General features: G+C 45.7%; 20 protein-coding genes and 1 riboswitch. All 20 genes read right to left on the reverse strand.

All coding sequences use genetic code 11. The features are described from left to right. Positions 1-6: 6 nt before the first annotated feature. Positions 7-807, reverse strand: coding sequence for a hemolysin family protein (locus DWW70_RS03810; protein WP_117548715.1), 801 nt, complete (start codon positions 805-807; stop codon positions 7-9). A 30-nt stretch (positions 808-837) separates the two neighbouring features. Next, a complete protein-coding gene (locus DWW70_RS03815; RefSeq protein ID WP_055144003.1) occupies positions 838-1,182 on the reverse strand; it encodes a type II toxin-antitoxin system PemK/MazF family toxin in 345 nt (114 codons plus the stop codon). Between the two features lie 103 nt (positions 1,183-1,285). Further along, positions 1,286-2,458: an alanine racemase gene (alr, locus tag DWW70_RS03820; protein ID WP_330416291.1), complete on the reverse strand. Its 1,173-nt coding sequence runs from the start codon at positions 2,456-2,458 to the stop codon at positions 1,286-1,288. Then, positions 2,442-3,962, reverse strand: a complete 1,521-nt coding sequence (locus DWW70_RS03825; RefSeq protein ID WP_117548713.1) for an NAD(P)H-hydrate dehydratase — start codon at positions 3,960-3,962, stop codon at positions 2,442-2,444. Before DWW70_RS03825 ends, alr begins: the two co-directional genes overlap by 17 nt. Positions 3,963-4,050: 88 nt before the next feature. After that, on the reverse strand, positions 4,051-5,340 hold the full coding sequence (gene ftsZ, locus DWW70_RS03830) for a cell division protein FtsZ (RefSeq protein ID WP_022217215.1): 1,290 nt from the start codon (positions 5,338-5,340) through the stop codon (positions 4,051-4,053). Positions 5,341-5,465: 125 nt separating this feature from the next. Further along, the gene (locus DWW70_RS03835) at positions 5,466-6,917 is read right to left on the reverse strand and encodes a cell division protein FtsQ/DivIB (RefSeq protein ID WP_118016700.1); all 1,452 of its coding nucleotides are present in this window, start codon (positions 6,915-6,917) and stop codon (positions 5,466-5,468) included. A 24-nt stretch (positions 6,918-6,941) separates the two neighbouring features. Next, positions 6,942-8,087, reverse strand: coding sequence for an FtsW/RodA/SpoVE family cell cycle protein (locus DWW70_RS03840; protein ID WP_118016701.1), 1,146 nt, complete (start codon positions 8,085-8,087; stop codon positions 6,942-6,944). Between the two features lie 5 nt (positions 8,088-8,092). After that, the gene (gene murD / locus DWW70_RS03845; protein WP_015533166.1) at positions 8,093-9,454 is read right to left on the reverse strand and encodes a UDP-N-acetylmuramoyl-L-alanine--D-glutamate ligase; all 1,362 of its coding nucleotides are present in this window, start codon (positions 9,452-9,454) and stop codon (positions 8,093-8,095) included. A gap of 46 nt (positions 9,455-9,500) precedes the next feature. Continuing rightward, positions 9,501-10,460 carry a phospho-N-acetylmuramoyl-pentapeptide-transferase gene (gene mraY, locus DWW70_RS03850; protein ID WP_118016703.1) on the reverse strand — a complete coding sequence of 320 codons (960 nt, stop codon included), beginning with the start codon at positions 10,458-10,460 and terminating at the stop codon, positions 9,501-9,503. A gap of 70 nt (positions 10,461-10,530) precedes the next feature. Beyond that, complete coding sequence (locus DWW70_RS03855) at positions 10,531-12,276, reverse strand: peptidoglycan D,D-transpeptidase FtsI family protein (RefSeq protein ID WP_118649339.1); 1,746 nt, start codon at positions 12,274-12,276, stop codon at positions 10,531-10,533. Between the two features lie 189 nt (positions 12,277-12,465). Beyond that, positions 12,466-14,766, reverse strand: a complete 2,301-nt coding sequence (locus tag DWW70_RS03860; RefSeq protein ID WP_118649252.1) for a peptidoglycan D,D-transpeptidase FtsI family protein — start codon at positions 14,764-14,766, stop codon at positions 12,466-12,468. A 37-nt stretch (positions 14,767-14,803) separates the two neighbouring features. Next, a complete protein-coding gene (locus tag DWW70_RS03865; RefSeq protein WP_015533169.1) occupies positions 14,804-15,379 on the reverse strand; it encodes a hypothetical protein in 576 nt (191 codons plus the stop codon). 27 nt (positions 15,380-15,406) lie between these two features. Then, the gene (rsmH, locus tag DWW70_RS03870; protein ID WP_015533170.1) at positions 15,407-16,342 is read right to left on the reverse strand and encodes a 16S rRNA (cytosine(1402)-N(4))-methyltransferase RsmH; all 936 of its coding nucleotides are present in this window, start codon (positions 16,340-16,342) and stop codon (positions 15,407-15,409) included. A gap of 19 nt (positions 16,343-16,361) precedes the next feature. Then, entirely contained in the window at positions 16,362-16,814 is a 453-nt protein-coding gene (gene mraZ / locus DWW70_RS03875) for a division/cell wall cluster transcriptional repressor MraZ (RefSeq protein WP_015533171.1), read from the reverse strand. 318 nt (positions 16,815-17,132) lie between these two features. Beyond that, positions 17,133-18,242 carry a prolipoprotein diacylglyceryl transferase gene (gene lgt, locus DWW70_RS03880; protein WP_118649253.1) on the reverse strand — a complete coding sequence of 370 codons (1,110 nt, stop codon included), beginning with the start codon at positions 18,240-18,242 and terminating at the stop codon, positions 17,133-17,135. 108 nt (positions 18,243-18,350) lie between these two features. Continuing rightward, complete coding sequence (ychF, locus tag DWW70_RS03885) at positions 18,351-19,448, reverse strand: redox-regulated ATPase YchF (RefSeq protein ID WP_055223899.1); 1,098 nt, start codon at positions 19,446-19,448, stop codon at positions 18,351-18,353. A 256-nt stretch (positions 19,449-19,704) separates the two neighbouring features. Further along, positions 19,705-22,920: a response regulator gene (locus DWW70_RS03890; protein WP_330416292.1), complete on the reverse strand. Its 3,216-nt coding sequence runs from the start codon at positions 22,918-22,920 to the stop codon at positions 19,705-19,707. A 170-nt stretch (positions 22,921-23,090) separates the two neighbouring features. Then, a riboswitch (cyclic di-GMP riboswitch) is annotated at positions 23,091-23,193 on the reverse strand. A gap of 89 nt (positions 23,194-23,282) precedes the next feature. Next, the gene (locus tag DWW70_RS03895; RefSeq protein WP_118016706.1) at positions 23,283-24,632 is read right to left on the reverse strand and encodes an MATE family efflux transporter; all 1,350 of its coding nucleotides are present in this window, start codon (positions 24,630-24,632) and stop codon (positions 23,283-23,285) included. After that, entirely contained in the window at positions 24,629-25,078 is a 450-nt protein-coding gene (locus tag DWW70_RS03900) for a MarR family winged helix-turn-helix transcriptional regulator (RefSeq protein ID WP_118016707.1), read from the reverse strand. The genes DWW70_RS03895 and DWW70_RS03900 overlap by 4 nt, the downstream gene beginning before the upstream one ends. 209 nt (positions 25,079-25,287) lie before the next feature. Beyond that, a complete protein-coding gene (locus tag DWW70_RS03905) occupies positions 25,288-25,722 on the reverse strand; it encodes a hypothetical protein (RefSeq protein ID WP_118016708.1) in 435 nt (144 codons plus the stop codon). Between the last annotated feature and the right edge of the window lie 46 nt (positions 25,723-25,768).

Below are 25,768 nucleotides of genomic sequence, written 5' to 3' on the forward strand. Positions count from 1 at the left end.
TTATCACTATTGCGGTGTTTTTTCAACCTTTGTGATCTTTACCTCACCGATCATGTTGTTATTTACCGACAGGGAAGTGAATCTGTAGTTCTGATACACTATCTCTATCTCCTCATCCGCATATGGAAGTCTCCCCAGCTCATACAGCAGAAATCCGTTCAGCGTCTGGAAGTCCTCGTCCGGGAATTCTATCCCCAGAACGTCACTCAGCTCATCCAGTTCAGCCTTACCACTGACTATGTACATATCGCCACGCTTCTTGATATCCTCGCTGGCGTCATCGTACTCGTCAAGTATGTTACCGACTATCTCTTCCAGAATATCCTCCATGGTCACAATTCCCTCTGTCTGACCATACTCATCCACAACTATGACCATATGTATCTTTGCTGTCTGCATCCTGCGGAACAATTTTGCTATGTTGTACGTAGGATGTACAAATGTAGCCTCAACCATGATCTCAGCCAGTGATTTCGTCTTATCTCGCAGATATTCCTTCACAAAATCCTTGAAATAGATTATTCCAACTACGTTGTCAAGATCACCGTCATACACCGGATATCTTGAATAGTTATTCTCTATCATTATCTCCATGACTTCGTCCAGATCAGAGTTCTTGTCTATAGCCATGACGTTCAATCTGGCCGTCATCACATCTCTGCTCTCCTTGTCAGTGAACTCAAATATGTTTGTAATAAACTGGGCCTCAGAGTCCTCTATAAGTCCCTGCTCATTTCCCTCGTTCACCATGGATATGATCTCTTCTTCTACCTTTTCCTCTTCTGATTTTTTGTTAAAAATCTTCATATAATTGTCTGTATCACCTCATATATTATTTTATGCCAGTTCAAGACTTATCTTCAGAGCTTCATCAACACGCCTCAGCACATCAGCGTCAACGTGACACACCTTTTCTTTCAGGCGCTGTTTGTCTATAGTCCTGAGCTGTTCCAACAATATGACGGAATCCTTCGCTATATCACAGCTTGAAGAATCAAGCATGATATGTGTTGGAAGTTTTGGCCTCTTCATCTTGCTGGTTATCGCAGCTATTATGACCGTGGAACTGTGTCTGTTCCCAGCCTCATTCTGAACTACTATAACAGGTCGTATGCCTCCCTGCTCCGATCCAACCACCGGTCTTAGATCCGCGTAATAAATATCCCCACGTCTGATCACCAATTCTGTTCACCCCACAAATACTTTCATTGAATGTGGCTATATACTTATATAGTATGTATTCCACTCTAAAAAAAGTATTGCCCATGACAGTACCGGTTATTCGTTAATCCAGAAGATAGTTTACCTGTCCAAGCTCTCTGCCGTCCCTTATGTATGTTCTCGGAACTCGTCTTGATATGTTACATACCAGCTCGTAATTAAAGCTGTTGGCAGGCGCTGCCACCTCCTCGACAGTTACCTCTCTGTCTCCATCCTGTCCGATGAGAGTTACGTCATCTCTTACTTTTACACCATCAATGTGGCTCACGTCAACCATGAACTGATCCATGCACACCCTTCCGATGATCGGAGCATACTCTCCATGGATGATAACTCGGCCTATATTGGACTGTGCTCTTGGGTATCCATCGGCATATCCTGCCGACACCGTCGCAACCTTTATATCATGATCCGCTATATAGGACCATCCATATCCTATACCTGTTCCGGCTTTTACGTCCTTCACAAATATAACCTTGGACATAAGTCTCATAGCAGGTTTCAAAGCCGCTATATTCTTATCTACTTCATCTGATGGATAAAGTCCGTATGTGACTATTCCCGATCTGACCATATCAAAATCCGAATTGTCCATCTCCATGATACCCGCACTGTTAGATATATGCCTTACAGGTATGTGTATTCCAAGTGCCTCAAGCTGGCTGTTTATCCACCTGAACTTCTCAAGCTGACCATTTGCAGCGGTCTTGTCGAGTTCATCAGCCTTTGCGTAATGGGTAAATATCCCCTCTATCTCTATGCCCGGCATCTGACTGATCTTTTCTATGTTCTTCACGCCATCTTCATCACATGTGAATCCGATTCTTCCCATGCCTGTATCGACCTTGATATGGATCTTTGCCTTTGTATTCATGCTCACCGCCAAATCCGAGAGCTTCTGTGCATCGTCCACCTCATACATGGCAGGTCTAACATCATATCTGATAATCAGTTCGTAATCCGAGGGATCTGTGTAGCCCAGTATCAATATGGGCTTATCTATATTTGCTCTTCTGAGCTCCAAAGCCTCATCGATGAATGCCACTGCAAAGAAATCCACCAGATCATCAAGTGCCTCTGCCACCTCGACAGCGCCGTGTCCATAGGCGTCTGCCTTTATGACCGCCAGCATCTTCTTATCACCGTCTATAAGCCTCTTCATAGCCGTGATATTATCCCTTATATTGTCAAGATTTATCACAGCCTGCACTCTGTTAAAGTTACTGTTGTCCATCATGTTCTGCTCCTTTTATAACCTCCGATATAGCGCTCACTATATCCCTGGCTATCATTGCATTTCTTCCTCTGTGCTCTGCCGCCATATCTCCTGCCAACCCATGTATATATACTCCCAGCTTCGCAGCCTCATACGCACCAAGTCCGGTGCAGACAAGCCCAGCTATTATCCCGGCAAGCACATCCCCTGCCCCCGCAGTTGACATACCGTTATTACCGGATGTGTTTATGTACACATCCCTGCCGTCACTTACGCATGTTCTGGCATCTTTCAGCGCACTTACAACATTATACTCCATCGAAAAGTCTTTGCACACCTCTAATATATTCTTTTTTATATCCGGTATGGCGACGCCTGTAAGTCTTGACATCTCTCCTATATGTGGCGTTACGATCACCGGTCCTCTGTGTCTTCCAAGAATATCGGGCTTTTCGGATATTATGTTCAAGGCATCCGCATCCGCGATCACGGTCTGCACGGCCTCGCACATAATATATTCCACCATGCTCCTTGCCGCATCGCCTTTTCCTATACCAGGACCGATCAGTATGGCATCCGACCACTCCACGGCATCCCTTGCACACTGCTCCGCTTCATCTTTGTTGCTATAACACATAAGCACTGCCTCAGGAATTCTCACTCCTGCTATCTCCTTGTTGTCGATATGTGTGTAAATCTTCACAAGCCCTGTTCCCATCCTGTATGCAGCCTCCGCCGCAAATGTCATGGCACCGGACATGTCTCTGCTTCCAGCTATCACCGCAAGCTTTCCATATGTTCCCTTATTTGATGAATCACTCCGTCCCGGAAGCATGCACAGATCGTCTCTGTTGTAGGAATATGCCACCGGGTGTACTCTGTCCACTTCAGCCTGTGCAAATCCTATGTCTCTCACAACGACCTCTCCGCTTATCTCGCAGCCGGGATAAAATATCAGCCCTCTTTTATTCAGTCCAAATGTGACCGTCATGCCTGCCCTGAATGCACATCCCATGATCTGCCCCGTGCTGGCATCCACACCTGACGGGGTATCTATGGCAACCTTAAAGCCGACAAGTCCGTTCATCGTCTCTATGGTCTCTCTCCATATTCCCGCCACATCACGCTTGAGTCCGACGCCAAATATTCCGTCCACAACCACATCGTAATCACTGTCAATGATGTGATCCGTCACCTGTATGCCGATTTTTTTCGCTATTTCAAGCTGATATGAAAAGCTGTCGCTTACTCTCGATATTCCATTTATATAACAGACATGGACAATATCTCCCTGCTGGTACAGAAGTCTCGCAAGAGCCAGTCCGTCCCCGCCGTTATTGCCGCCTTCAACAACCACAAGGCACTTTAATTTTCTGTCCGCGTTTATAGACTTCAGTCTGGAATTTATCTCCTCCAGCACGGTGATCGCAGCTCTCTCCATAAGCAGGATCCCTGGCACACCCTTTTCCTCTATGGTCAGCCTGTCTATCTCCTGCATCTCTGTTCGGTCTGCAACATAAAACATATTTCTGCCTCCTTATTGAAGAAAACGGATAATTTCTCTCGAAATTACCCGTTTTATACTTACCTATAAAAATCTTCCGATCTCTTCCTTATCTCTTCTTGAGGAAATCAGGAATCTTTATACTCTCTGTCTTTGGTCTTGACACATGTGCCGGCTCAACTGGTGTTGATGTTACAGGTGTCTGCTGTGCTGGTGTCACAGGTGCTGTGTATGCTGGCTTTGCTGCCGGAGCAGTCTCAGTTGTCTGACCGCCGAGGAACGATGGTCTTGTGCTTGTCTGAGTGCTGTGTGTTCCAAGGCTCTGGCCTGCATATGTAGCAGTCTTTGGCTCTGCAGCAGGTGTTGTTGTAACTGCTGGCTTAGGTGTGGTCATTGTTCCCATAGGAGATGCAGTACCTGCATATCTTGCGGTGACATCGCTCTCGCCTGATCTCTCAAGACCTGTAGCAATGATCGTGATGCTTATATCCTCACCCATGTTGTCATTGTCAACTGTACCGAAGATGATGTTGACTCCATCTCCAGCCTGCTCTGTAAGATATGTAACAGCATCATAAGCCTCAACGATACCAATGTTACCTGAGAAGTTTACGATGATATCTGTTGCACCTGAAACGGTTGTCTCAAGAAGTGGTGAATCCATAGCCTCCTTGATGGCGTCAACAGCCTTGTTCTCTCCGCTTGCTGAACCTATACCGATATGAGCGATACCCTTATCTCTCATAACTGTCTGTATATCTGCAAAGTCAAGGTTGATAAGACCCGGCTTATTGATAAGGTCTGTAACACCCTGAACACCCTGCTGAAGTACCTGATCTGCCTTCTTCAGCGCATCAGGAATACTTGTTCTCTTATCACAGATCTGAAGGAGCTTGTCGTTAGGGATAACAATAAGTGTATCCACATTCTCCTTAAGTCTCTCTATACCTTCGATTGCGTTTCTCATACGAGGCTTGCCCTCAAAACCAAATGGCTTTGTGACAACTCCGACTGTGAGGATACCAAGGTTACGTGCCATCTCTGCAACGACAGGGGCAGCGCCTGTTCCTGTTCCACCACCCATACCACATGTTACGAATACCATGTTGGCGTCCTTGATGATGTCTACGATCTCTTCTCTATTCTCCTCTACAGCGCTGGCACCGATCTCAGGCTTTGCACCAGCACCAAGACCCTTGGTAAGTTTCTCACCTATCTGGATCTTTGTTGTAGCTCTGCTGAGTGAAAGAGCCTGCTTATCTGTATTGATAGCGATAAGTTCCACTCCCTCAACATTCTCATCGATCATTCTGTTAACAGCATTGTTACCTGCACCGCCGACACCAATTACAAGAATCCTTGCCGGTGTTCTCTCGTCATTTGATTTTATCTCAAGCACGGTTGCATCCTCCTTATATACTTATTCTTTATCCATCAATCATTGTCATCTGCTCAAAAGCTGACCGTTTTATCGCATTAGTACCTATATAATACGATTTTTTATATCATTACGCAAGAAATTTTTTATTTATTTTCTTTAAAGATAACGTTCCTCTGCGATTCACTGTAATTCGACATATCAAGAGTTCCCTTTTTACCCTTCACGCTCTCAAGTATGCTCTCAAGATTCATGAATTTCGTCTCCAGGTTTTCACCGTCGCCGATCCTGATCTTTATTCCATCCTTGTGAAGTATGAGATTCTGATCTGTGTCATAAGTAATCTTGTCTATCTGTATTCCGCTCTTGTAAATGAGCTGTGTCATAGTCAGTATCTCCTGGAAGAATCCCGAATCACCGACATCAAGCTTCTTTCCCTGCTCCACGCTGTCACTTGTAAGTCCCTCTATACAAGGAACATCATCAAGCTTTGCATCGGATATCTCGAGCACGATACCATCGCCATCAAAATATGCATACTGATCGTTGTACTTTATGCAGCCCGCCATGGCCTTCTCGTACACCGTGATCTCTACTGAATTCCTGTTCACATATGTGACGTCTATCTTATCTATAAAGGTTACATCCTGGGCAGGATTCAGTCTGCTCTCAAGTATAAACAGCAGCGTATTGCCATAATCCTTACCACCGGTCACGATATCGACCATCTGTTGGTCAGTGTAGTGATCAGTTCCGGTCACTTTTATGGACTTCAATTTATAACATGTACGTATGTATACGAACGCTATAGCACACAGCACCACCAGAATGAGAAGTATCTTGAGAACTATCTTGAATATCCTTGCCGCCTTCTCACGTCTCGCCTTTCTTCTGGCAAGTTTCTCCGCCTGCAGCTTCTTCTTTCTCTCTATCTCCTCCGGGGTAAGCTTTCTGCGCTCTTTTTTGCGTTTTTTCTTGTTCTTCTTTTTTGCAGCAACCGCCTGATCTTGCTTACGCCTGCGTCTCTCCTCGGATCTGCGGTTTTCTGCATCCTCTCTGCGCATCCGGTCATCCGGTCTGCGACGCTCTCCATCCTGTCTCCTGCGCACCTGCTCATCAGATCTACGACGCTCTCCATCTGGTCTCCTGCGCACCTGCTCATCAGATCTGCGGTGCTCTCCATCTGGTCTCCTGCGCACCTGTTTGTCAGATCTGCGGCGCTCTCCGTCTGGTCTCCTGCGCACCTGTTCGTCAGATCTGCGGCGCTCTCCGTCTGGTCTTCTGCGCACCTGCTCGTCAGATCTGCGACGCTCTCCGTCTGGTCTTCTGCGCGCCTGTTCGCCTGTTCTGCGGTGCTCCCCATCAGGCCTTCTTCGTGTCTGCTCATCCGTCCTGCGGCGCATATCTCCGTCTGCTCTCCGCTGTCCATTGCGGCTGTCTGTCTGCTGTCTTCTCTTATCAACCGGAACCTTCACCCTTCCGTCGAGGCGTTTTCCGGTCATGACATCAACATAGCCGCTTTCACGTCTGGTCTGCGCAACATCAACATTTCTGCTCATTCTATTTTTATTAACATTTCGTCTATTGTTGTTTTCCATTCAAATCTTCCTTTAAAGGATCTGTCATATGTCTGTTTCGTCATACGAAATTCCTCTGGATACGGACATCACTATCCCCATCTCCATCAGAATGAAAATTATCGAACTTCCGCCATAACTGACAAATGGCATCGGCACACCTGTCGGCGGAATGGTATTCGTGACAACACTCACATTTATCAGCAGTTGGACCGCCACATGTGCCATCACTCCCGCTGTGAGCATGCTTCCAAATCTGTCTCTGGCATTCATGGCCGTCACAGCCATCCGCCTAAGTAATATAAGAAAAACGATAAGTATAAATGCCGCTCCGACAATTCCGAGCTCCTCACACACGACTGAGAATATCATATCATTATGTGACTCCGGAATAAACCCCATCTTTTGGACACTTCTCCCAAAGCCCACTCCAAACAGTCCACCGGAACCAACGGCATATAACGACTGAACCGTCTGATAGCCATCTGCGTAATTCTCAGGATCAAGCCATATCTTGACTCTGTTCGCCCTGTAGCCTGCGAACATTATGAAAAGCACACTCCCGACAACACCAAATATACCGATCAGAACAAAATGTCTGACCCTGGGGCTTCCCACAAACAATATTACAAAAAGGATTGCAAAACAGATTATAGCCGTGCTGAGATTCTCCACACCGATCAGGGCTATGGTGATCACGGGCAGGATCATTACCTTTATAAGGCAGCCCGGTCTGCACAGATTTTTGCTCTCCACGGCAGTCCTCGCCGAGGTGTAGATTATGATCGCCGTCTTGGCATATTCTGATGGCTGAAATCCTATAGGTCCAATATATATCCATCTTGCTGACCCATGGCTGGCCGTTCCTATTATCAGCACCACCACCTGAAGAACAAGTGATGACAGCAAAATGACCGCAGACAGCCTGAGCAGTCGCCTGTAGTCATATCTTGACACTATGTACATGGCGAGGATCGCCAGCAACATATAAAGTGCCTGTCTTTTAAAAAAGTACATCTGATCTCCGTACAGGTCGTACGCCCTATAACTGCTCGTACTGTATATCATGGCAAGCCCAAATATCAGAATCATCCCCAGCGCCAGGAGCATGGTCACATCCACATATCCTCCCGGACACCGTTTTCGTGCATCTCTCACTCTATCTTCTGAAACCTCAGGACCTCCATGCAATCAGATCACTCCTTATAGCTTCTTACATACTCCTTGAACATATCGCCTCTCTGCTCGTAGTTGTCAAACTGTCCCCAGCTTGCACATGCAGGTGAGAGAAGCACCGCATCTCCGTCAACCGCATTCTCATGGCAATATGCTACCGCATCCTGAAGATTCTCCTCAAATATAATTGAGTTAAATCCATGTCTCTTGGCACAGTCAGCTATCTTCTGCGCAGTCTGGCCTATGAGAACGAGCCACTTTACCTTGCCGTCAAACGCCTCTATCCACTCGTCGTACTCAGAACCCTTGTCGTAGCCTCCACCTATGAGGAATGTAGGAGCCACCATGGCCTGTATTCCCTTTATGGCTGCATCAGGGTTTGTTCCCTTTGAATCATTGTAGTATGCGACACCATCGACGGTGTCAACATATTCTATTCTATGAGCAACAGCCTTGAATGATGTTGCAACATCTCTGATAACATCAACAGGGACTCCCATATAATATGATATTCCAACTGCTGCCAGAACATTCTCAACATTGTGAGCTCCCATGAGCTTAAGATCCTTAATGGCAAGTACATTGATCTTCTTATCGCCATCCTCGAGGATGATATCCCCATCCTCTACATATACTCCACCGGCCGGCTTCTCCAGTCTGCTGAAATATACTACATGGCAATGATCCTTTGCCTTCTCTCCCATGGCGCGTGTATGCTCATCATCATAGTTGAGGACTGTCACATCATCCATGGTCTGATTCTTTGTTATTGAAAACTTTACATTTCCATAATTCTCAAATGTATAGTGCCTGTTCAGATGATCCGGAGTCAGGTTGAGTATTGCACTGACATTCGGATGAAAATCTATAACCGTCTCAAGCTGGAAACTGCTTATCTCTGCAACTGTATCTGAATCATCGTCTGTTGTGTCGCACAGCTCTGTGTAAGGTATTCCAATATTTCCCACAACGATGGTCTTGGCATTGTGTGCCTTGACTATCTCTCCCACAAGGGCTGTAGTTGTAGTCTTGCCGTTTGTTCCTGTTATGGCTGCTATCTTACCCTTACCATAATGGTATGCCAGCTCTATCTCACTCCAGATAGGTATTCCCGCATTTCTCACCACATCTGTAAATGGCGCATCAACAGGGATTCCCGGACTGATGACCATGAGCTGTGATGATGAGAGGGCATCCTCTCCAAGCTCACCGAGTTCTATCTGAACAAGCTCTGAATCGCCTGTCTTCTCCTTTATCGCCTCTATATCTCTGTCCTTGTTCTCATCGAACAGATAAACCTTTACTCCATGATTTACCAGAAGCTTGGTTGCACTGATTCCACTCTTTCCTGTTCCTGCTACTATCGCTGTATTGATCTCCATATCATTTCACCATGGTGCACCACTGCACCATTTTCTCCTTTCTACATTACAGAGCCAGTAAACCTACCACACAGAGGACTGCAGTCACTATAGAAAATATAGCAACGACCTTTGACTCAGGCCATCCCCCGAGCTCAAAATGATGATGTATAGGTGCCATTCTGAACACTCTCTTGCCTGTAAGCTTGAATGAAACAACCTGTATTATAACTGATAATACTTCAATGAAGTATATGAAAGCTATTATAACTATGAATATAGGCATCTTGAGCATATACGCTGTTGATGCAACAAATCCACCGAGCGCCAGAGAACCTGTGTCTCCCATGAATACCTTTGCAGGGTACACATTGTACACAAGGAAGCCAAGAAGACATCCAACCGCTGCGCAGGCAACCGGAGCAACACCTGAGCCTGTTCCCACTGCTACAACCGCAAAGAATGTGGCTATGAGAACCGTGACTGATGACGCAAGTCCGTCAAGTCCATCTGTGAAGTTCGCGCCATTAACTGTTCCAAGCACGATGAAGAACAACAGTATCACATAGAGTGTGCTGTTGAGCTGAACCGTCTTGCCAAGGAATGGTATTATAAGCTCATTGTTGATATCTGAATACTTCTCTACATAATATGCAAATACTCCCGTAACGACAATCTGTCCGAGCATCTTCTGCCATGCGTGAAGTCCCATTGATCTCTTCATAACAACTTTGATGTAATCATCGATAAATCCGATAAGTCCAAATCCAAGTGTCACAAAAAGCACCGGAAGGACATCCGGATATTTCTTCATATAGATAAGCGTCGTGATCGTAAGTGACAGAAGGATTATAAGTCCACCCATGGTTGGTGTTCCGGCCTTCTTCAAATGTGCCTGTGGGCCGTCATCCCTGACAAACTGACCGAACTTGAGCTTCTTCAGGAACGGTATAACTATAGGGCACAGCACCACGCTGATACAGAATGCTATCACTACCGGTAAAACAATCTTTAAATCTAAATTCATTTTGTACTCCTTACCTGCCCGCACACCGCGGACTATGTATTTCTTAAACTGTTTTCAGACTGAGATAAATTTAATACTCATTTGTGGCTTTGTCAATTCCCAAATAGGGAAGAATATTCAAAAAAATATCTCTCACAACAGGGGCCGCTATGGTTCCTCCATAATATGTGCCCTCGGGCTCATCTATTAGCACGACCGTCAGGACTTGAGGATCATCCGCCGGCGCAAATCCTATAAAAGAAGATATGTATCTGCCTGTTCCTCTGGGAAGTTTCTCACTCGTGGCGGTCTTTCCGCCTATCCTGCAGCCCTCTATGGCACACTTTGATCCGCCGCCCTCGGCAACGACTGCCTCAAGCATCTCCCGCATCTTCTGTGATGTCCCCTCATCTATAACCTGTCTCTGCTCGTCAAATTCAATGGCTGTAATAGTTTCTTTACTGCTGTCTATTATCCTTTTTCCCAAATGTGGAGTTACCGTATGCCCTCCATTCACAACCGTGCACACTGCAGATATGAACTGTATCGGAGTCACCTGGAATGACTGTCCAAACGACATGGTGGCAAGCTCTACCGGCCCGACAGTTTCCTTCTTATGCATGATGGAGTTTGCCTCTCCGGGAAGGTCTATTCCGCTCTGACTGAACAATCCCAGCTTGTGATAATACTCGTACATGCCATCCACACCTGTTCTCTCTCCTATCTCCATAAACGCCGGATTGCAGGAATTCATGAGCGCCTCCTTAAGGCTCTGGCTTCCATGGCCCGTGGTCTTGCTGCACCTTATCCTTCTGTCCTCAACTATCTTATATCCCGGGCAGAAAAAGTTTGAGTTGCTGTCGACCGCTCCTTTCTCGAGTGCTGCCGTCAGTGTTATTATCTTGGCGGTTGATCCCGGCTCATATGTGTCGCTTATCAGATAATTTCTCCACATATTGTTCAGCTCATCCATATTGCCGGCTGTAGGCAGCAACATGGATGTCCCGGATGCGCTGTTATTCCTCTCTGCATCTTCCCTTGTGTCTGTCTCTCCATCGTTCTCTGGCTTAACCAGTTTGAACGGTTCGTTCAGATTGTATTCCGGCACATCCACCATGGCATATATCTCGCCATTTTGGGGATTGATCGTTATTGCACACACCCTGTTTGCTTTTTTCTCGATCAGGACTTTCTCTGCAGCCTGTGTCACATATCTCTGTATATTGAGATCCAGTGTTGTCACGAGATCATTTCCGGAAATGGGCTCTGTCCTGGTTTCTGAATATTCCGCAAGCTCTATTCCCCTTGCATCCGTGACCGCATTTATGCTTCCATTTGTCCCTGTGAGCACACTGTCATATGTCACCTCAAGGCCCAGTATTCCCTGATTGTCAGCACCGGTGAAGCCTATAACCTTCGATGCAAGGGTATCATATGGATAGCTGCGCTTGTAATCCTCGTCCACCTTGATCCCCGGAACAGCAGCCGCCTTGATCTTTTTTCCGGTCTCCTTGTCTACATTTGACGCTATGAGCTCCCTTGAGGATACCTTCTCCACCTTCTTCCTGATGTCTGCCGGATCCTTATCCAGATATCTTGTAAGAAGCTCTGTGACCTCCGCCTCATCCTCTATCTGGCTGTGTATCACGGATATTGAACACACCGCCTTGTTGTCCGCTATGATATTGCCATTTCTGTCGTATATCCTTCCCCTGGGAGCTTTTATGCTTCTCTCCCTCTCATGCAGGGAATCTGCTTTCTCACTATAGTATTCTCCCCTGTAGAGCATTATGTATGCAAGACGGCCAACTATAACTCCCAGCGCTAGGGCCGCCATAACGAACACAAACTTTATCCTCCGCCTGTTATAACTGTATACCTTCAACTCTTGATCCCGGACTTTTTTATTATCATATTAGCCGGATGCCTCATGTATTCGCCTATTCGTGTACAAATCTATCTCTGCATTAAAAAAGCACCGGAGGTGTATCTGCACCTTCGATGCTTTGGTTTACTGTGTAAATTATCATTCGCCGGAATAGTCCTCGTCACCGCTCCACGTATCCGTGTCATCGCCTGTTCCGCTGTCATCCTCCCATGTATCGTCCGCCGTATAACTGTCGTCTGCCGTATCGTCATACGACGTGTCATCCGCCGATGTGTCGTCGGTCGATGTATCATCCGCTGATGTATCTTCCGCTGATGTGTCCTCAGCAGCCGCATCCTCTGTTGCCGCCTCTGTATCTGCAGTCTCTGTATCCGTGTCAAATGCTGATGATAGCGGTTCCTCCGTTCCGTCATAAGCCACATCATCTCCGTTTGTTGAGTATACATTCAGGTATGGAAGGAGATCCTGCATAACCTGATTGAACAGCTTTGCTCCTGCTCCTGATCCTGACTGATCCTCAACATGAGGCTCATCAACTACAACGTAAAGCATGATCTGAGGATTCTCAACAGGGGTGAATCCTATGAATGACAGTACGTATTTTCCATTTCCTCGAGGAAGCTTCTCGGCTGTACCTGTCTTACCACCGATGGTGTAGCCCTCTATTCCAGCCGCATATCCTGTACCTTCCTCAACAACCGCCTGGAGGTATGTCTTCATGTAATCCGACACTTCCTTGGATATGGTCTTTCTGACAAGCACCGGATCCATATTCTCAACCACATTTCCGTCTGAATCCAGAAGTCTCTTGACAACATGTGGCACATAATAATTTCCGCCGTTTATTACAGAACAGAATCCCGCTGCCATCTGGATCATGGATGTTGTAACACCCTGTCCAAATGAAGATGTCGCAAGCTCTGTAGGATTAAGATTCTCCACATCGTACTTAATACCTGTCGTCTCACCTTCGAGATCTATTCCTGTCTTGGAACCAATGTTAAATATCATCTGATATTTGTCAAATGTCTCTGGTCCCTCCTTGTCCGCTATCTGCATCAATGCATCATTACATGAAACAGCCAGAGCTCTCTTGACGTCAACCATTCCGTGTCCTGCTCTGTAACTACAGTAAATAGGGCTCTCTCCCTCGACTACGACCTGTGAACCATCACAGAGGAATTCATCTCCGTCTGAGATCACTCCATCCTCCATGGCTCCCGCTATGGTAAATGCCTTGTATGTTGAACCCGGCTCAAACACATCACTTATACAGTAATTCTGCCATACATAGTTGAGTGCCTCATATAACTGGTCTGATGTAAATCCATCTATCGTGCTATGGAACTCTTCATCCGACATCTTTGAGAAATCGTATTCCACTTCCTCAGTCTTTACATTCTTCTTCTGTTCGGTGGTCGCTTCTGTGGATGATTCTGTGGTAGTGCCATCCTCACTGCTCTCCGTTGTTGCTGTTGTATTTTTCTTTGCACTCTCAACGCTTATCAGGCTGTCCGCATTCTCATCTGCACCCTCGATCTCAACCTCCTGGGTGACGGTGACTGTCATGTTCCTGAGCGCCTGTGTGTTCATCGGGTCATTTGGATCGTAGGTACGTGAGCTTGCCATTCCAAGTATCTCGCCATTGTTTGGATCCATTGCTATGATACCTATCTGCTTAGCACCTGTATTCTGCATATACTCAGTGATGTTGTCCTCTATAATCTTCTGTATATTCATATCTATGGTGGATACTACTGTCTCACCATTCTGGGCTGCCACAGTCTCCGAGTCAACGCCGCCTAATCCCGACATATATCTGTAAGTCTTGCCATCCACACCGTTTAAGTAGTCATTATAATAGCCCTCAATACCACCCTGTCCAACATTTCCGCTGGCGGTGTATCCGAGCAGGTGACACGCCAGAGATCCATTTGGGTAATTTCTCTTATACACCGTCTCGAATCTCACTCCTATGACATCTGCGCCCTCATCGGTCTTACAGTAATCCTCAAATGCCTTAACCTTTGTATATGGAAGATCCTTGAGGACTACCTCATAATAAGAATCCTCATTTGCAATGTGCTTGTCAAAATCGTCTCCTGACACATCGAAATACTCCAACACCGCAGCTCTTGTTGCCGCCTTTCCCTTCTCCGTGATCAGAATATTCACAGGCTCAAGTATCAGGCTGTAGGTCTTCTCACTGTTTGCAAGGACATTTCCATTTCTGTCCAGTATCTCGCCTCTCTCATACGGAATATCCGTGGAATTGTAGTCCATCTGCAGAACCACAGCCTCCGAATACTCCTTTCCATTTGCCACGTTGATGTACACAACTCTTATGGTGAGTGCCACCAGAACTCCCACCACCAGCAAATATGCGATCTTGGTCTTTCTTCTCATTCCTTTTAAAAATAGCTTTGATCTCTTTGACATTTTATCTTTCCACCTTAAAAATTAAATATCCCTAAGACTACTTGGCCTTAGGGACATCCTTGTACTGTACTACGTAATCATCATTATTCTGTGAATAGTATAATGTTTGTCCCGGCTGTGAGTATACCATGCCGAGCTTAGTAGTTGCAATATTATATATCTCATCCAGATCTGTCATGGAATCAAGTCCTGCGCTGTAGCTTGCATTCTCGTCAAGCTGTGTTGCCACCTGGCTCTTCAGCGTTGCCACTGACTCCTTCTGTGACTTGACATCTGATGTAAGTTTCAGAAGATAACAGCACAGCGCCACCGCAACGATTATCGCAGCAACCATGCCCGCCGTATATCTTATTTGTGCATTTGTAACTGCCTTTCTCTGTGCCTTTCTGGCTGCAAGCTCTCGTCTCTCTCTGTCAGTCAGATGAGATGATCCCTGTTTCTTTCTTCGCGCCGGCTGTGGAGCTCTCTCAGGTCTCACTGAAGGCTGTGGTCTTCTCGCCGGAGCGGCTGAGCCTCTGACTACAGCTTCGCGGGATCTGTTACGTCCAGCCCGGTCATCATAATTCAGTTGTCTTGCAGAACTACCCTCTGTGTAGTATCTTCTATCTGCCATCTATATCGCCTCTTTCATTTATATCTGTCAAATTGCCTCAAACACTCTGAGCTTTGAGCTCTTTGATCTGGAATTCTCCTCAAGCTCCCTTTCTCCCGGTATGATCGGTTTCCTCGTTATCACCTTGCCGAGAGGCTTTCTTCCGCATGTGCACACCGGAAAGTTCGGTGGACAAATGCATGGATTTTCATTTTTCCTGAATGCTAGCTTCACTATCCGGTCCTCAAGGGAATGAAATGTGATGATACACAATCTTCCTCCCGGATTCAGGCTTGCTATCATGCCGTCTATTGAATCCCTGAGCACATCAAGCTCTCTGTTAAGCTCTATCCTGATCGCCTGAAATGTCTGCTTGGACGGATGTCCCTGTCCATTCCTTGCCTTTGCCGGTATGGAGCCACGGATTATATCGTTGAGCTCTTCGGTGGTCTCTATCACCTTGTTCTCACGATACTTGCATATATGATATGCAATACTCTTTGCATATCTCTCCTCTCCGTAATCCTTAAGTATACGGAACAGCTCAGCCTCGGAATAATCATTGACTATATCCTTTGCAGTCTTTGTCTGCCTGTTGTCCATCCTCATATCCAGTGGAGCATCAACCCGATATGTGAATCCTCTATCCGCATTATCGAGTTGATATGAAGACACTCCCAGATCAAGGAGTATCCCGTCCACCTTCTGTATGTTCAGTTCATCCAATATTCTTCTGAAATTCTGGTAATTATCCCTGACTATGGTCACCTTATCCCCATACGGCTCAAGTCTCTTCGACGCTGCAGCTATGGCATCCTCATCCTGGTCGATACCTATAAGCCTGCCGCCCTCACCAAGCCTCTTCACAATCTGCTCTGAGTGTCCGGCTCCCCCTAATGTGCCATCCACATAGATGCCATCCGGCTTGATATTCAGGTTGTCGATGGTCTCCTCAAGCAAGACCGACTTGTGCGCAAATTCCATAATCAATTACCATTCTCTTCTAAAAACTAAAATCAAGTGCATCAAGCTCATCTGCAAGCTCGTCCATGCTGGCCTGATTATCACTCATGTTCTCAGGGCCATCCCACTCTTCCTTGCTCCAGATCTCCGCTTTCTCACCGTTACCGATGACATACACATCCTTGTCTATATGAGCATATTCTCTCTGCTTCGGAGATAGAAGTATTCTTCCCTGTGCATCCGGCTCACACTTGACCGCTCCGGCAAGGAAACCTCTCTTGAAGGCTCTGGCCGTTCTGTTGGTCATAGGAAGCTTGTTCAGCTTCTCAACGAACTCCTCCCACTCTGTCATTCCATATACATAGAGACAGCAGTCGATTCCTTTGGTTACCATGAATGACTCCCCGAGTTCCGAACGAAGTTTTAATGGCATGATCAGTCTTCCTTTTGCATCAAGCTTATGTTCATATTCACCTGATAAGCATCTGGACATCCCGATCTCCTCCTTTCGTATAACTCCGGTTCAATCACCACTTTCCACCACTTAGTTGCACAGTAATGCCACTTGTAACCACTATTCTATACTATAGCCCCCCAAATTGCAACCCTGTTATATGAAAAAAGTGTGTGCAAATACGCAAAAAAGCCTGTAGATCTAACAGTTTTCACTGTCAAACCTACAGGCTTTTTGTGGTGGGGACAAATCCCAGTTTTTTCCCATTTCGTGGGGGATATCTCCACCTTGTGGGTATTTATCTGTATTGTCTCCCTGTTATATTATTTTTATTGCCACTTTTTCTGCGATGAAATGCTATTTTGTGGCATCTTTGTCATCTTTCTTTTTTTCTCCAGCGTCATCTGATCCACCACTGGTCTCCACTTCTGTACCGGCAGCGTCTGCTTCACCACTGGTCTCCACTTCTGTATCCGCAGGATCACATTCGCCACTAATCTTCACTTCTGTGCCAGCGGCGTCTCCCATAACTGCAACAGGCCAGCCACGCTTGGCACATCTTACATAATTTATGACAAGCAGTACCACGGCAGTTACAAAGCATACAAGTGCAAGCGCCTGGGATACCTTGATCCCTGTATTGCCGATCATCAGGGAATCACTTCTGAGACCTTCGACGATAAATCTTCCGAGTCCGTATCCTCCCACATATATAAGAGCGAACTCTCCTTTGAATTTCTTGTGCTTTCTATATATAAATAAGAACACAAGCAGCATAAGATTCCATAAGGACTCATACAGGAATGTCGGATGGACCGTTATGCAATCCATGCCGTCTATATTCACCACATTATCCAGCATCTTCTGTGTGATGACACCGGTTCTCTCCAGATAGTCAAGATTGCCATCAGATCTGTAGTAATCAAGCGGAATCGCCATGGCCATCTTACTGTTCGTATATGCGCCAAATGCTTCTCTGTTGAAGAAGTTTCCAAATCTTCCAAGTATCTGTCCGATCAGTATTCCAAAAGTGGCTGTATCCGCCATGAGTACAAAGCTGACTTTTCTCACCTTGCAGAAGATTACCGCTGTGATGACTCCTGCAATGATTCCGCCGTATATGGCAAGTCCGCCACCTCTGATATTCAGCATGGCTTTGAGTGTAGCTCCCACATCGCCCTGCACTATATACTGGTCAAGTCTGAACAGGATATAGTAGAGTCTTGCTCCAAGTATGGCCGGGATGATAAGTATAAGTATGAAATCCAGATACATTTCCGGATTCTGTTTTGTTCTCTTTGCCTCGTTTGTGACGAGTACATATGCCAGCAGGAATCCTATCATGATGATGATCCCGTAGAACCTTATCTCAAAATTTCCTATACTTATGTGGTCTCCCACATTTCTGAGTGTTATTCCCAGATTCGGGAAAAATATACTTCTAAAATATTCAGCTATCTGAGCCATATTATTCCACCTTATAAAATATACTTGTAGCAGCCAACTCTCCATATTGCAGAAAGGCAGCTGCCACTTTTCTAATACATCATTCAACGAAATTTACCACGTAAATTTCTATACATTAAACTTAAAGAGAATCACATCTCCGTCCTCAACAACGTACTCCTTGCCTTCCTGTCTTACAAGGCCCTTCTCCTTGGCAGCAAGCATGCTTCCGCAGTCCATGAGATCCTTGTAGCTGACAACCTCCGCCTTGATAAATCCTCTCTCAAAGTCTGAGTGAATCTTACCAGCTGCTCCAGGTGCCTTCGTTCCCTTCTTGATGGTCCATGCCCTTGACTCTGTCTCTCCGGCTGTCAGATAACTGATAAGACCAAGAAGTGAGTAGCTTGCCTTGATAAGCTTGTCAAGACCAGACTCTTTTACTCCAAGATCCTCGAGAAACATCTTCTTCTCCTCATCATCAAGCTCTGCCAGCTCCTGTTCTATCTGTGCACATACTACAAATACCTCTGCATCGAAGTCCTTTGCGTATTCCTTTACCTTCTGCACGTTCTCATTTGAAGCGCCATCGTCCGCAATGTCTTCCTCGCCTACATTTGCGGCAAATATTACAGGCTTCCATGTGAGAAGGTTATATTCCTCTATCCACGCCTGCTCGTCCTCATCTGCGACCTCTATGGTCTTTGCAAGCTTACCATCCTCAAGGTGAGCCTTGATCCTCTGCTGGAAGTCAAGCTCCTTCGCAAGCATCTTGTCATTTCTTGCACCTCTGATGGTCTTGGCGATCCTTCTGTCGAGCACCTCTATATCTGAGAAGATCAGTTCCAGATTGATGGTCTCTATATCTCTGATCGGGTCTACGGAACCGTCAACGTGGATGACATTTGTATCCTCAAAGCATCTTACAACGTGAACTATGGCATCAACCTCTCTGATATTTGCAAGGAACTGGTTTCCAAGTCCTTCACCCTTTGATGCACCCTTTACAAGGCCCGCTATATCTACAAATTCTATAACAGCAGGTGTTGTCTTGGCTGAGTTGTACATCTCTGTGAGCTTGTCCAGTCTCTCATCTGGCACTGCAACGATTCCTACGTTTGGATCTATTGTACAGAACGGATAGTTAGCTGATTCCGCGCCTGCCTTTGTAAGTGAATTGAAAAGTGTACTTTTTCCCACGTTTGGGAGTCCTACGATACCTAATTTCATTTTTTCTATTTTCCTTTCTTAAAGCCTTGATTTTGCTTGATATTCTGACTTTGCCGATTATATGGTGTACCATTTAGTGTACCATCTGTTTTCAGGGCGCAAAAAGCCCCAATAGCACGGTAATTGTACTACACCCGTGGCTTAATTTCAATGTTTATAATTATTATCGGAATCCCATAACTATTTTTTACCCAGTGCCTCCTTCAAAACTACAACAGCCAGCCGGGGTTCACCCCCGGCTGGCTGCTACATTTTATCAGTTCAGATATTTCTCCATCACTGTGTTCAATTTTTCAAAATCAAGCGGTTTCGCTATGTGTTCATCCATCCCCGTGTTCTTTGCAAGCTGCACATCCTCAGCAAATGCATTTGCGGTCATGGCTATGATAGGAATCTGGCCTCTTCTTCCAGGCAGTGCTCTTATAGCGGCGGTGGCCTCATACCCATTCATGACCGGCATCTGAACATCCATAAACACTATGTCATACCAGTTCTCGGAGGCATTCTCTATCCTCTCCACAGCCTCCCTGCCATTCTCAACGATCTCCACACTGGCTCCCGTCATTCCTATGATCTCCGATGCGATCTCACTGTTCAGATCATTGTCCTCCACAAGAAGGACTCTCCTGTCCGAATAATCAGATCTTTTGATATTCTTCAGGTAATCCCTGGCGGAACCATCCGTTTTCTCATTCACTATGCGAACCAGTGTTGCCGTAAGACGTGAACGGAACAACGGCTTTGCAATAAATGCATCCACACCTGCTGCCCTTGCCTCATCCTCTATCTCACTGTAATCATATGAAGTGAGCACTATGATGGTCACATCCCTGCCAATACGCTCTCTTATACGTCTCGTTGCCTCAATGCCGTCCATCTTTGGCATCTTCCAGTCCATAATGATCGCAAAGTAATCATCATTTCTCTCATGCCTTGCATATGCTCTGGCGACAGCCTCCTCACCCGAGGTTACCCACTCTCCGGCAATTCCTATCTCACCCAGAGTCTGAACCGTACTCTCACAGCATAACTCATCATCATCCACCACCAGCACAGGCAGATCTGCCAGCTCCTTTATCTGGTCGATCTCCCTCTCCTTAAGCCTTAGGAATATGGTGACTGTGATCTTCGTGCCCCTGTTCAGGACACTGTCAACCTGAATATTGCCATTCATCATGTTTACTATATTCTGTGTGATCGCCATTCCAAGACCTGTGCCCTGGATCTTCGTAGTCCTGTTATCATCAGCACGGGTAAATGGCTGGAACATGATCTTCTGGAAATCCTCATCCATGCCAATGCCATCATCCTCTATGCTGAACACATAACATCCAAGCTCCGACTGGCCGTTTGGCCGCTCCTCGATGGAGAATACTATATGTCCTCCATCCGGGGTATATTTGACGGAGTTGCTCATAAGGTTCATAAACACCTGCTGTATCCTCAGTGTGTCGACATATACGTCCTCATGCTCGATGTTTTTTATATTCACCTCAAGGCTGTGATGGTGCTCATCCATCTCTGATTTCGCCATGGAGATGAGATTGTCCACAAGCTCTGAGAGATTAAACTCCTCCTCGGCCAGGGATATTCTCCCGCTCTCTATACGTGCCATATCGAGGACTTCATTGACCAATCCCAACAAATGTCTGCTGGCTCTGGTTGTCTTGCCCAGGCATTCAAGCACCTTATCCGGACGATCTATGTTGGCTCCCGCAATAGCCGTCAGGCCAACTATCGCATTCATAGGTGTTCTTATGTCATGCGACATATTCGTGAGGAATTCGGTCTTCGCTCTGTTCGCCCTCTCCGCGGCCTGATACGCGTCCTTAAGAGCCTTGCGTCCCTTAATTTCCTGCTTCTTCTCCTGAGTTATATCCATGGATGCCCACAGCACTCTGGTAAGTACACCTTTCTTCCACTCGATAGGCACAAATGACGCACTCCTGTAGCATTCCTCTTCCATATTGCAATACTCAAACTTATACACATCCGATGCCTTTGTGAGGTTATTTCTCAGATTCTCAGGCTTCAGCAGATCTGTCAGTGAATCAGCAGGAGGCAGTGTCTTATATCTGCTCTCTACACGCCTTATCAGATCACTATAACGTCCCTCTGGCGGATAATCCGATTTTATATTTATCATGAAATATTCATATGTGTCATTTTCCAGATCGCATATAGCGAAATGATCCACCAGTCTTGTGACACTCTGAAGGAGATGCCCCATAGCTTCATTGTCCGCAGACATCTGCCTGTGTATCTCAGCCTCCCGTTTTGCCGCGGTGATATCCCTCAGGAATATGATCGCATACTGCGATTGCTCACGATCTCCACGGAGAATGACATTCCTCGTCCAGTGCTTCTCTCCATGTATAGTGATGCCACATTCCAGACTCAGCTCCCCGTCACACTCACCAAGCCTTCTGGCTATATATCTTCTGTCGTAGAACCTGGCAACCTCATGCCTGAACTCCTCGCACACGTAATTGTCTATAAATGCCGATATAAGTTCATCCCATGTATCGCTGCTCTCAAAGATGGTCATAAGCGACGGCTCAACCTTCATGGAGTCAAATGTATTCTCCTCAAGATTCACGTAATACTCACACAGATTGGTCTTCGTAAAGGCATTGTGGAAAGCAGCTGCCCTCTTCTGCTGCATCTCCAGATCCTTCTCCACGTTAATATTTATAAATGTACCTGTTATCCTGCGGGCTGTGCCATCTGTACGCCTTATCACCTCTGCCTTTGCACGGAACCACTGATAATCTCCATCCAGCATCCGCAGCCTGTACTCCACATCGTATTTATATGCATTTGTCTTATCAGTGACCACAGCCTTCAGGCTGTCCAATACCCGGTCCTTATCGGCCGGATGAAGCAGTCTTGTCCATGAAGATATGTCATTCGGGAAATCTATGATGTCGTGATATCCCAGCATAGTTCTGAACGCATGGCTCCAATATACTTCCTGCAGATCTCCAGTCTCATCAAAATCAAAGTACCACATACCTGACTTCATTGCGCCATTGATGAGAGTCACATTCTCATGCTCCCAGTCAAGCCTTGCGGACATTATCCATACAGGCGTTCCATCCCTGTCCACGGAATCCTCCTTGAATATCCTGACAGTCACCGGGGTTCCGTCACTTGTCAGCATCTCCCCCTCTCCAAGTCCTCTAATCTGGCGTAAATGATCTGCGTCCAGAAAACTTGTATTCTCTCCATAGAACACAGACCTGAGTGATCCTCCTGTACATCGCTGGAATTCCTCATAGCTGTAACCAAGGTTATACAGCATGAAATCACTGACCGACAGTATCGTCAGTTCGTCATCATAATAGCCGATGATCGTTCCAACGGCATTGTTGTTATTTATCGTTCTCTGTATTGTCCGCGAAGCCTCTTCTCCGATCATGGATGCATTACCCAGGCCCCCAGCCTCACCATACACTCTCTCATCATTCATTCTAACTACACGCTTTCCTCTCTGATAACATGATAAATACATTTCAGTTAACACATCTTAAGCGCTCGGATCACACAAAAAGCGACTGTCAAAGAATACACTCCGACAGTCGCTTTTAATAAATATAATTATACTCCTCTTTATACATACTAGTTCCAACAGGGAAATTATACTGCAACCGGCTGTCATAGTCCGAAACAGTTCTCTGTTTTCAGACCTTAGACCCATATGGCTTTGTGTCACCGCTTTTCAACGGGTTTACTAAATATTTATTTTTCAAATTCTTTTCATATAGATTACAATTTTCTGATTAAAGTATTATAATCATTTGTTTTATTTGTCAAGCATTTATTTAATTATTTTCAGGTCTTTTCCGTTTTCCACTTCTTTGACATAACGATGTAGAATATGACGTTGAGCACGATGCCGACACATGTGGCTATCGGCGCTGCAAGTCCTATATTTGTAAGGCTCGCATCCGGCTGTATACTCATGTAATAGGCAAGAGGCAGTCTAACGACCAATGTCTGGATAAGTCCCTGTATCATGACCCACAGTGACTTCTCATGTCCATTGAAATATCCTATCATGCTGAACAGCACCGCGGTGAGTATAGTCTCAGGTGCAAAGCCCCTCAGGTACTCGAAGCCCCTCTGTATAACAGCCGCGTCAGTGGTAAAGATCGATGTCAATTTGTCACCAAAGAACCACACGCCAATGAATACCACCACGCCTACAGATAGTCCTATGCCCATACCGGTAAGCATCGCTTTTCTCGCTCTGTCCTCTTTTCCAGCTCCAACATTCTGCGATACAAATGAAGCCATGGACTGCATAAGCGAGCTTGGTACCAGCATGGCAAAGCTGACTATCTTGCAGGCAACGCCATATCCTGATGATGCCTCCAGGCCAAGTCTGTTGATAAATGCACACAGCGCCAGAAATGACATCTGCGTGAGAAATTCCTGCATCGCCAGCGGAAGCCCAACTGAGAGCAATCTTCTGCACTGTCTGTTTAATCTGAAATCTTTTCTTGATATCTTAAATGGAAGCTTTTTCTTCTTCAGCAGCACAAGCGCTAGGACAACACTAACCGCCTGGGCAACCACTGTTGCTATGGCTGCACCCGCAGCGTCAAGATGACATCCCGCAACCAGGATAAGGTCACCGATAACATTTACTATACATGCCACAAACACAAATATAAGAGGTGATTTGCTGTCTCCAAAACCTCTGAATATCGCGGTGAGCACATTGTAGGCCATAATGAAAAATATTCCGCCTCCGCATATCCTCACATACGACGATGTAAGAGTGACCGCCTCAGCCGGTGCCTGCATCAACACTGACAAAGGTCTTGCAAACGTCACCATGACAACTGCCAGCACCACCGCAAGTATTGCAAATATGGTCGTGGCACCTCCGAGAAGCTCTCCTATCTGATCCGTGTTCTTCTCGCCTATATATCTGGCAATAAGCACTGTGACACCCATAGCAAGTGCTATTATCACAAATGTAACCAGATTGAGAACCTGGCTGCCTGTAGATACGGCTGAAAGTCCCGCCGTCGAACCGAATCTTCCAACCACCAGCAGATCAACCGCACCATATGCAGCCTGAAGTATCAGTGCTCCAAGAATCGGTCCCATGAATGGGAGCATTTTTCTAATTATACTTCCCTGTGTAAAATCTGTTTTATCCTGTACACTCATCTTATGTCTTGACTCCTTTTGCTCATAACATCATAAATTTTTTCAATGGTCGCTATCATAATATCTGCATCTTCATCTGTGATATCGGTAAGAGACTCCCCCAGTCCTGTGAAATACTCATCAACATATTTGCAAACCAGATCTCTGCCAGCCTGAGTGCTCCTGATATACACAAAACGTCCATCCGCCTCTGAAGCCTTCTTTTCAACAAATCCCAAGCGTTCCATATCCTTTATCGTCTTTGTCACGCCCGGTCTTGGGAGCCCCAGCTCATCACTTATATCACTGACCTTTACCTCAGTCTCAGACCTCTCAAATCTCGTTATCACATCAAGATAATGTATATGAGTCGGTGTGACTCCATTTGGCAGCTTTGGCATCATATCTCTGACTCTCTTAGCTTGATAGCAGGCATCCATCACCTGTTTTATCTTTTCCTTTGTCATAGCATTCCTTCCTGTAAATTTATCAAATATTATTTTATTGTTATTTCTTATAATTACTTTAGGTAATTATCGTCGGTAAGTATATTCATATTTTCTCTTTTTGTCAAGGGATAGGATATATAAACTATTCATATGCCTGCGTAATCCATTAGCCACCATGCATAAAAAATGCTCCACCTGATTCTCTCACAGATGAAGCATTTAATTATTCAATCCTTTTTACTAACTACCTTTACTATCCCTATAACCGATTCGATCAATACCACCGCCACAAATGGTATTCCCGCCAGAGTCATTGAAAACATCATATATTCGATCCCATTCAGCAGATGCTCCCATCCTCCTGTAGCCTGCGGCACTATCCACATTTCATTGTTGACCAATACACTGATTCCAAGTCCAAATATCAGCCCGAAGATCAACCACGCCACACATATTATGGCGACGTCTTTCAGCCTCACTCTCTGATTATCATATATCCATCTCCTGAATATAATATACAAAACTACACATACAGACGGAACCACAAATACAACGAACAGGTTATTGCTGTCATTATTCATCTCTTCCATGTAATCAGACAGCGTCATAATGCTCCAGCATATAAGCTGTACTACCAGACATATCAATATTTTCTTCTTCATATGCAAACTCCCCACCACATCTACTTTTTACATACTATAATAAAGT

Origin of the sequence: Coprococcus sp. AF16-5, assembly GCF_003479365.1 — a bacterium.
GTDB lineage: Bacteria > Bacillota > Clostridia > Lachnospirales > Lachnospiraceae > Coprococcus > Coprococcus aceti.

Bases quoted from the DNA above. Each gene is read 5' to 3' on its own strand.
- lgt (WP_118649253.1), bottom strand. From the start codon at position 18,242: ATGGCTCAGATAGCTGAATATTTTAGAAGTATATTTTTCCCGAATCTG.
- DWW70_RS03860 (WP_118649252.1), bottom strand. From the start codon at position 14,766: ATGTCAAAGAGATCAAAGCTATTTTTAAAAGGAATGAGAAGAAAGACC.
- alr (WP_330416291.1), bottom strand. From the start codon at position 2,458: ATGATGGACAACAGTAACTTTAACAGAGTGCAGGCTGTGATAAATCTT.
- mraZ (WP_015533171.1), bottom strand. From the start codon at position 16,814: ATGTCCAGATGCTTATCAGGTGAATATGAACATAAGCTTGATGCAAAA.
- DWW70_RS03835 (WP_118016700.1), bottom strand. From the start codon at position 6,917: ATGGAAAACAACAATAGACGAAATGTTAATAAAAATAGAATGAGCAGA.
- ychF (WP_055223899.1), bottom strand. From the start codon at position 19,448: ATGAAATTAGGTATCGTAGGACTCCCAAACGTGGGAAAAAGTACACTT.
- DWW70_RS03890 (WP_330416292.1), bottom strand. From the start codon at position 22,920: ATGAATGATGAGAGAGTGTATGGTGAGGCTGGGGGCCTGGGTAATGCA.
- DWW70_RS03905 (WP_118016708.1), bottom strand. From the start codon at position 25,722: ATGAAGAAGAAAATATTGATATGTCTGGTAGTACAGCTTATATGCTGG.
- mraY (WP_118016703.1), bottom strand. From the start codon at position 10,460: ATGAATTTAGATTTAAAGATTGTTTTACCGGTAGTGATAGCATTCTGT.
- DWW70_RS03810 (WP_117548715.1), bottom strand. From the start codon at position 807: ATGAAGATTTTTAACAAAAAATCAGAAGAGGAAAAGGTAGAAGAAGAG.
- murD (WP_015533166.1), bottom strand. From the start codon at position 9,454: ATGGAGATCAATACAGCGATAGTAGCAGGAACAGGAAAGAGTGGAATC.
- DWW70_RS03855 (WP_118649339.1), bottom strand. From the start codon at position 12,276: ATGGCGGCCCTAGCGCTGGGAGTTATAGTTGGCCGTCTTGCATACATA.
- DWW70_RS03900 (WP_118016707.1), bottom strand. From the start codon at position 25,078: ATGACAAAGGAAAAGATAAAACAGGTGATGGATGCCTGCTATCAAGCT.
- DWW70_RS03895 (WP_118016706.1), bottom strand. From the start codon at position 24,632: ATGAGTGTACAGGATAAAACAGATTTTACACAGGGAAGTATAATTAGA.
- DWW70_RS03865 (WP_015533169.1), bottom strand. From the start codon at position 15,379: ATGGCAGATAGAAGATACTACACAGAGGGTAGTTCTGCAAGACAACTG.
- rsmH (WP_015533170.1), bottom strand. From the start codon at position 16,342: ATGGAATTTGCGCACAAGTCGGTCTTGCTTGAGGAGACCATCGACAAC.
- DWW70_RS03825 (WP_117548713.1), bottom strand. From the start codon at position 3,962: ATGTTTTATGTTGCAGACCGAACAGAGATGCAGGAGATAGACAGGCTG.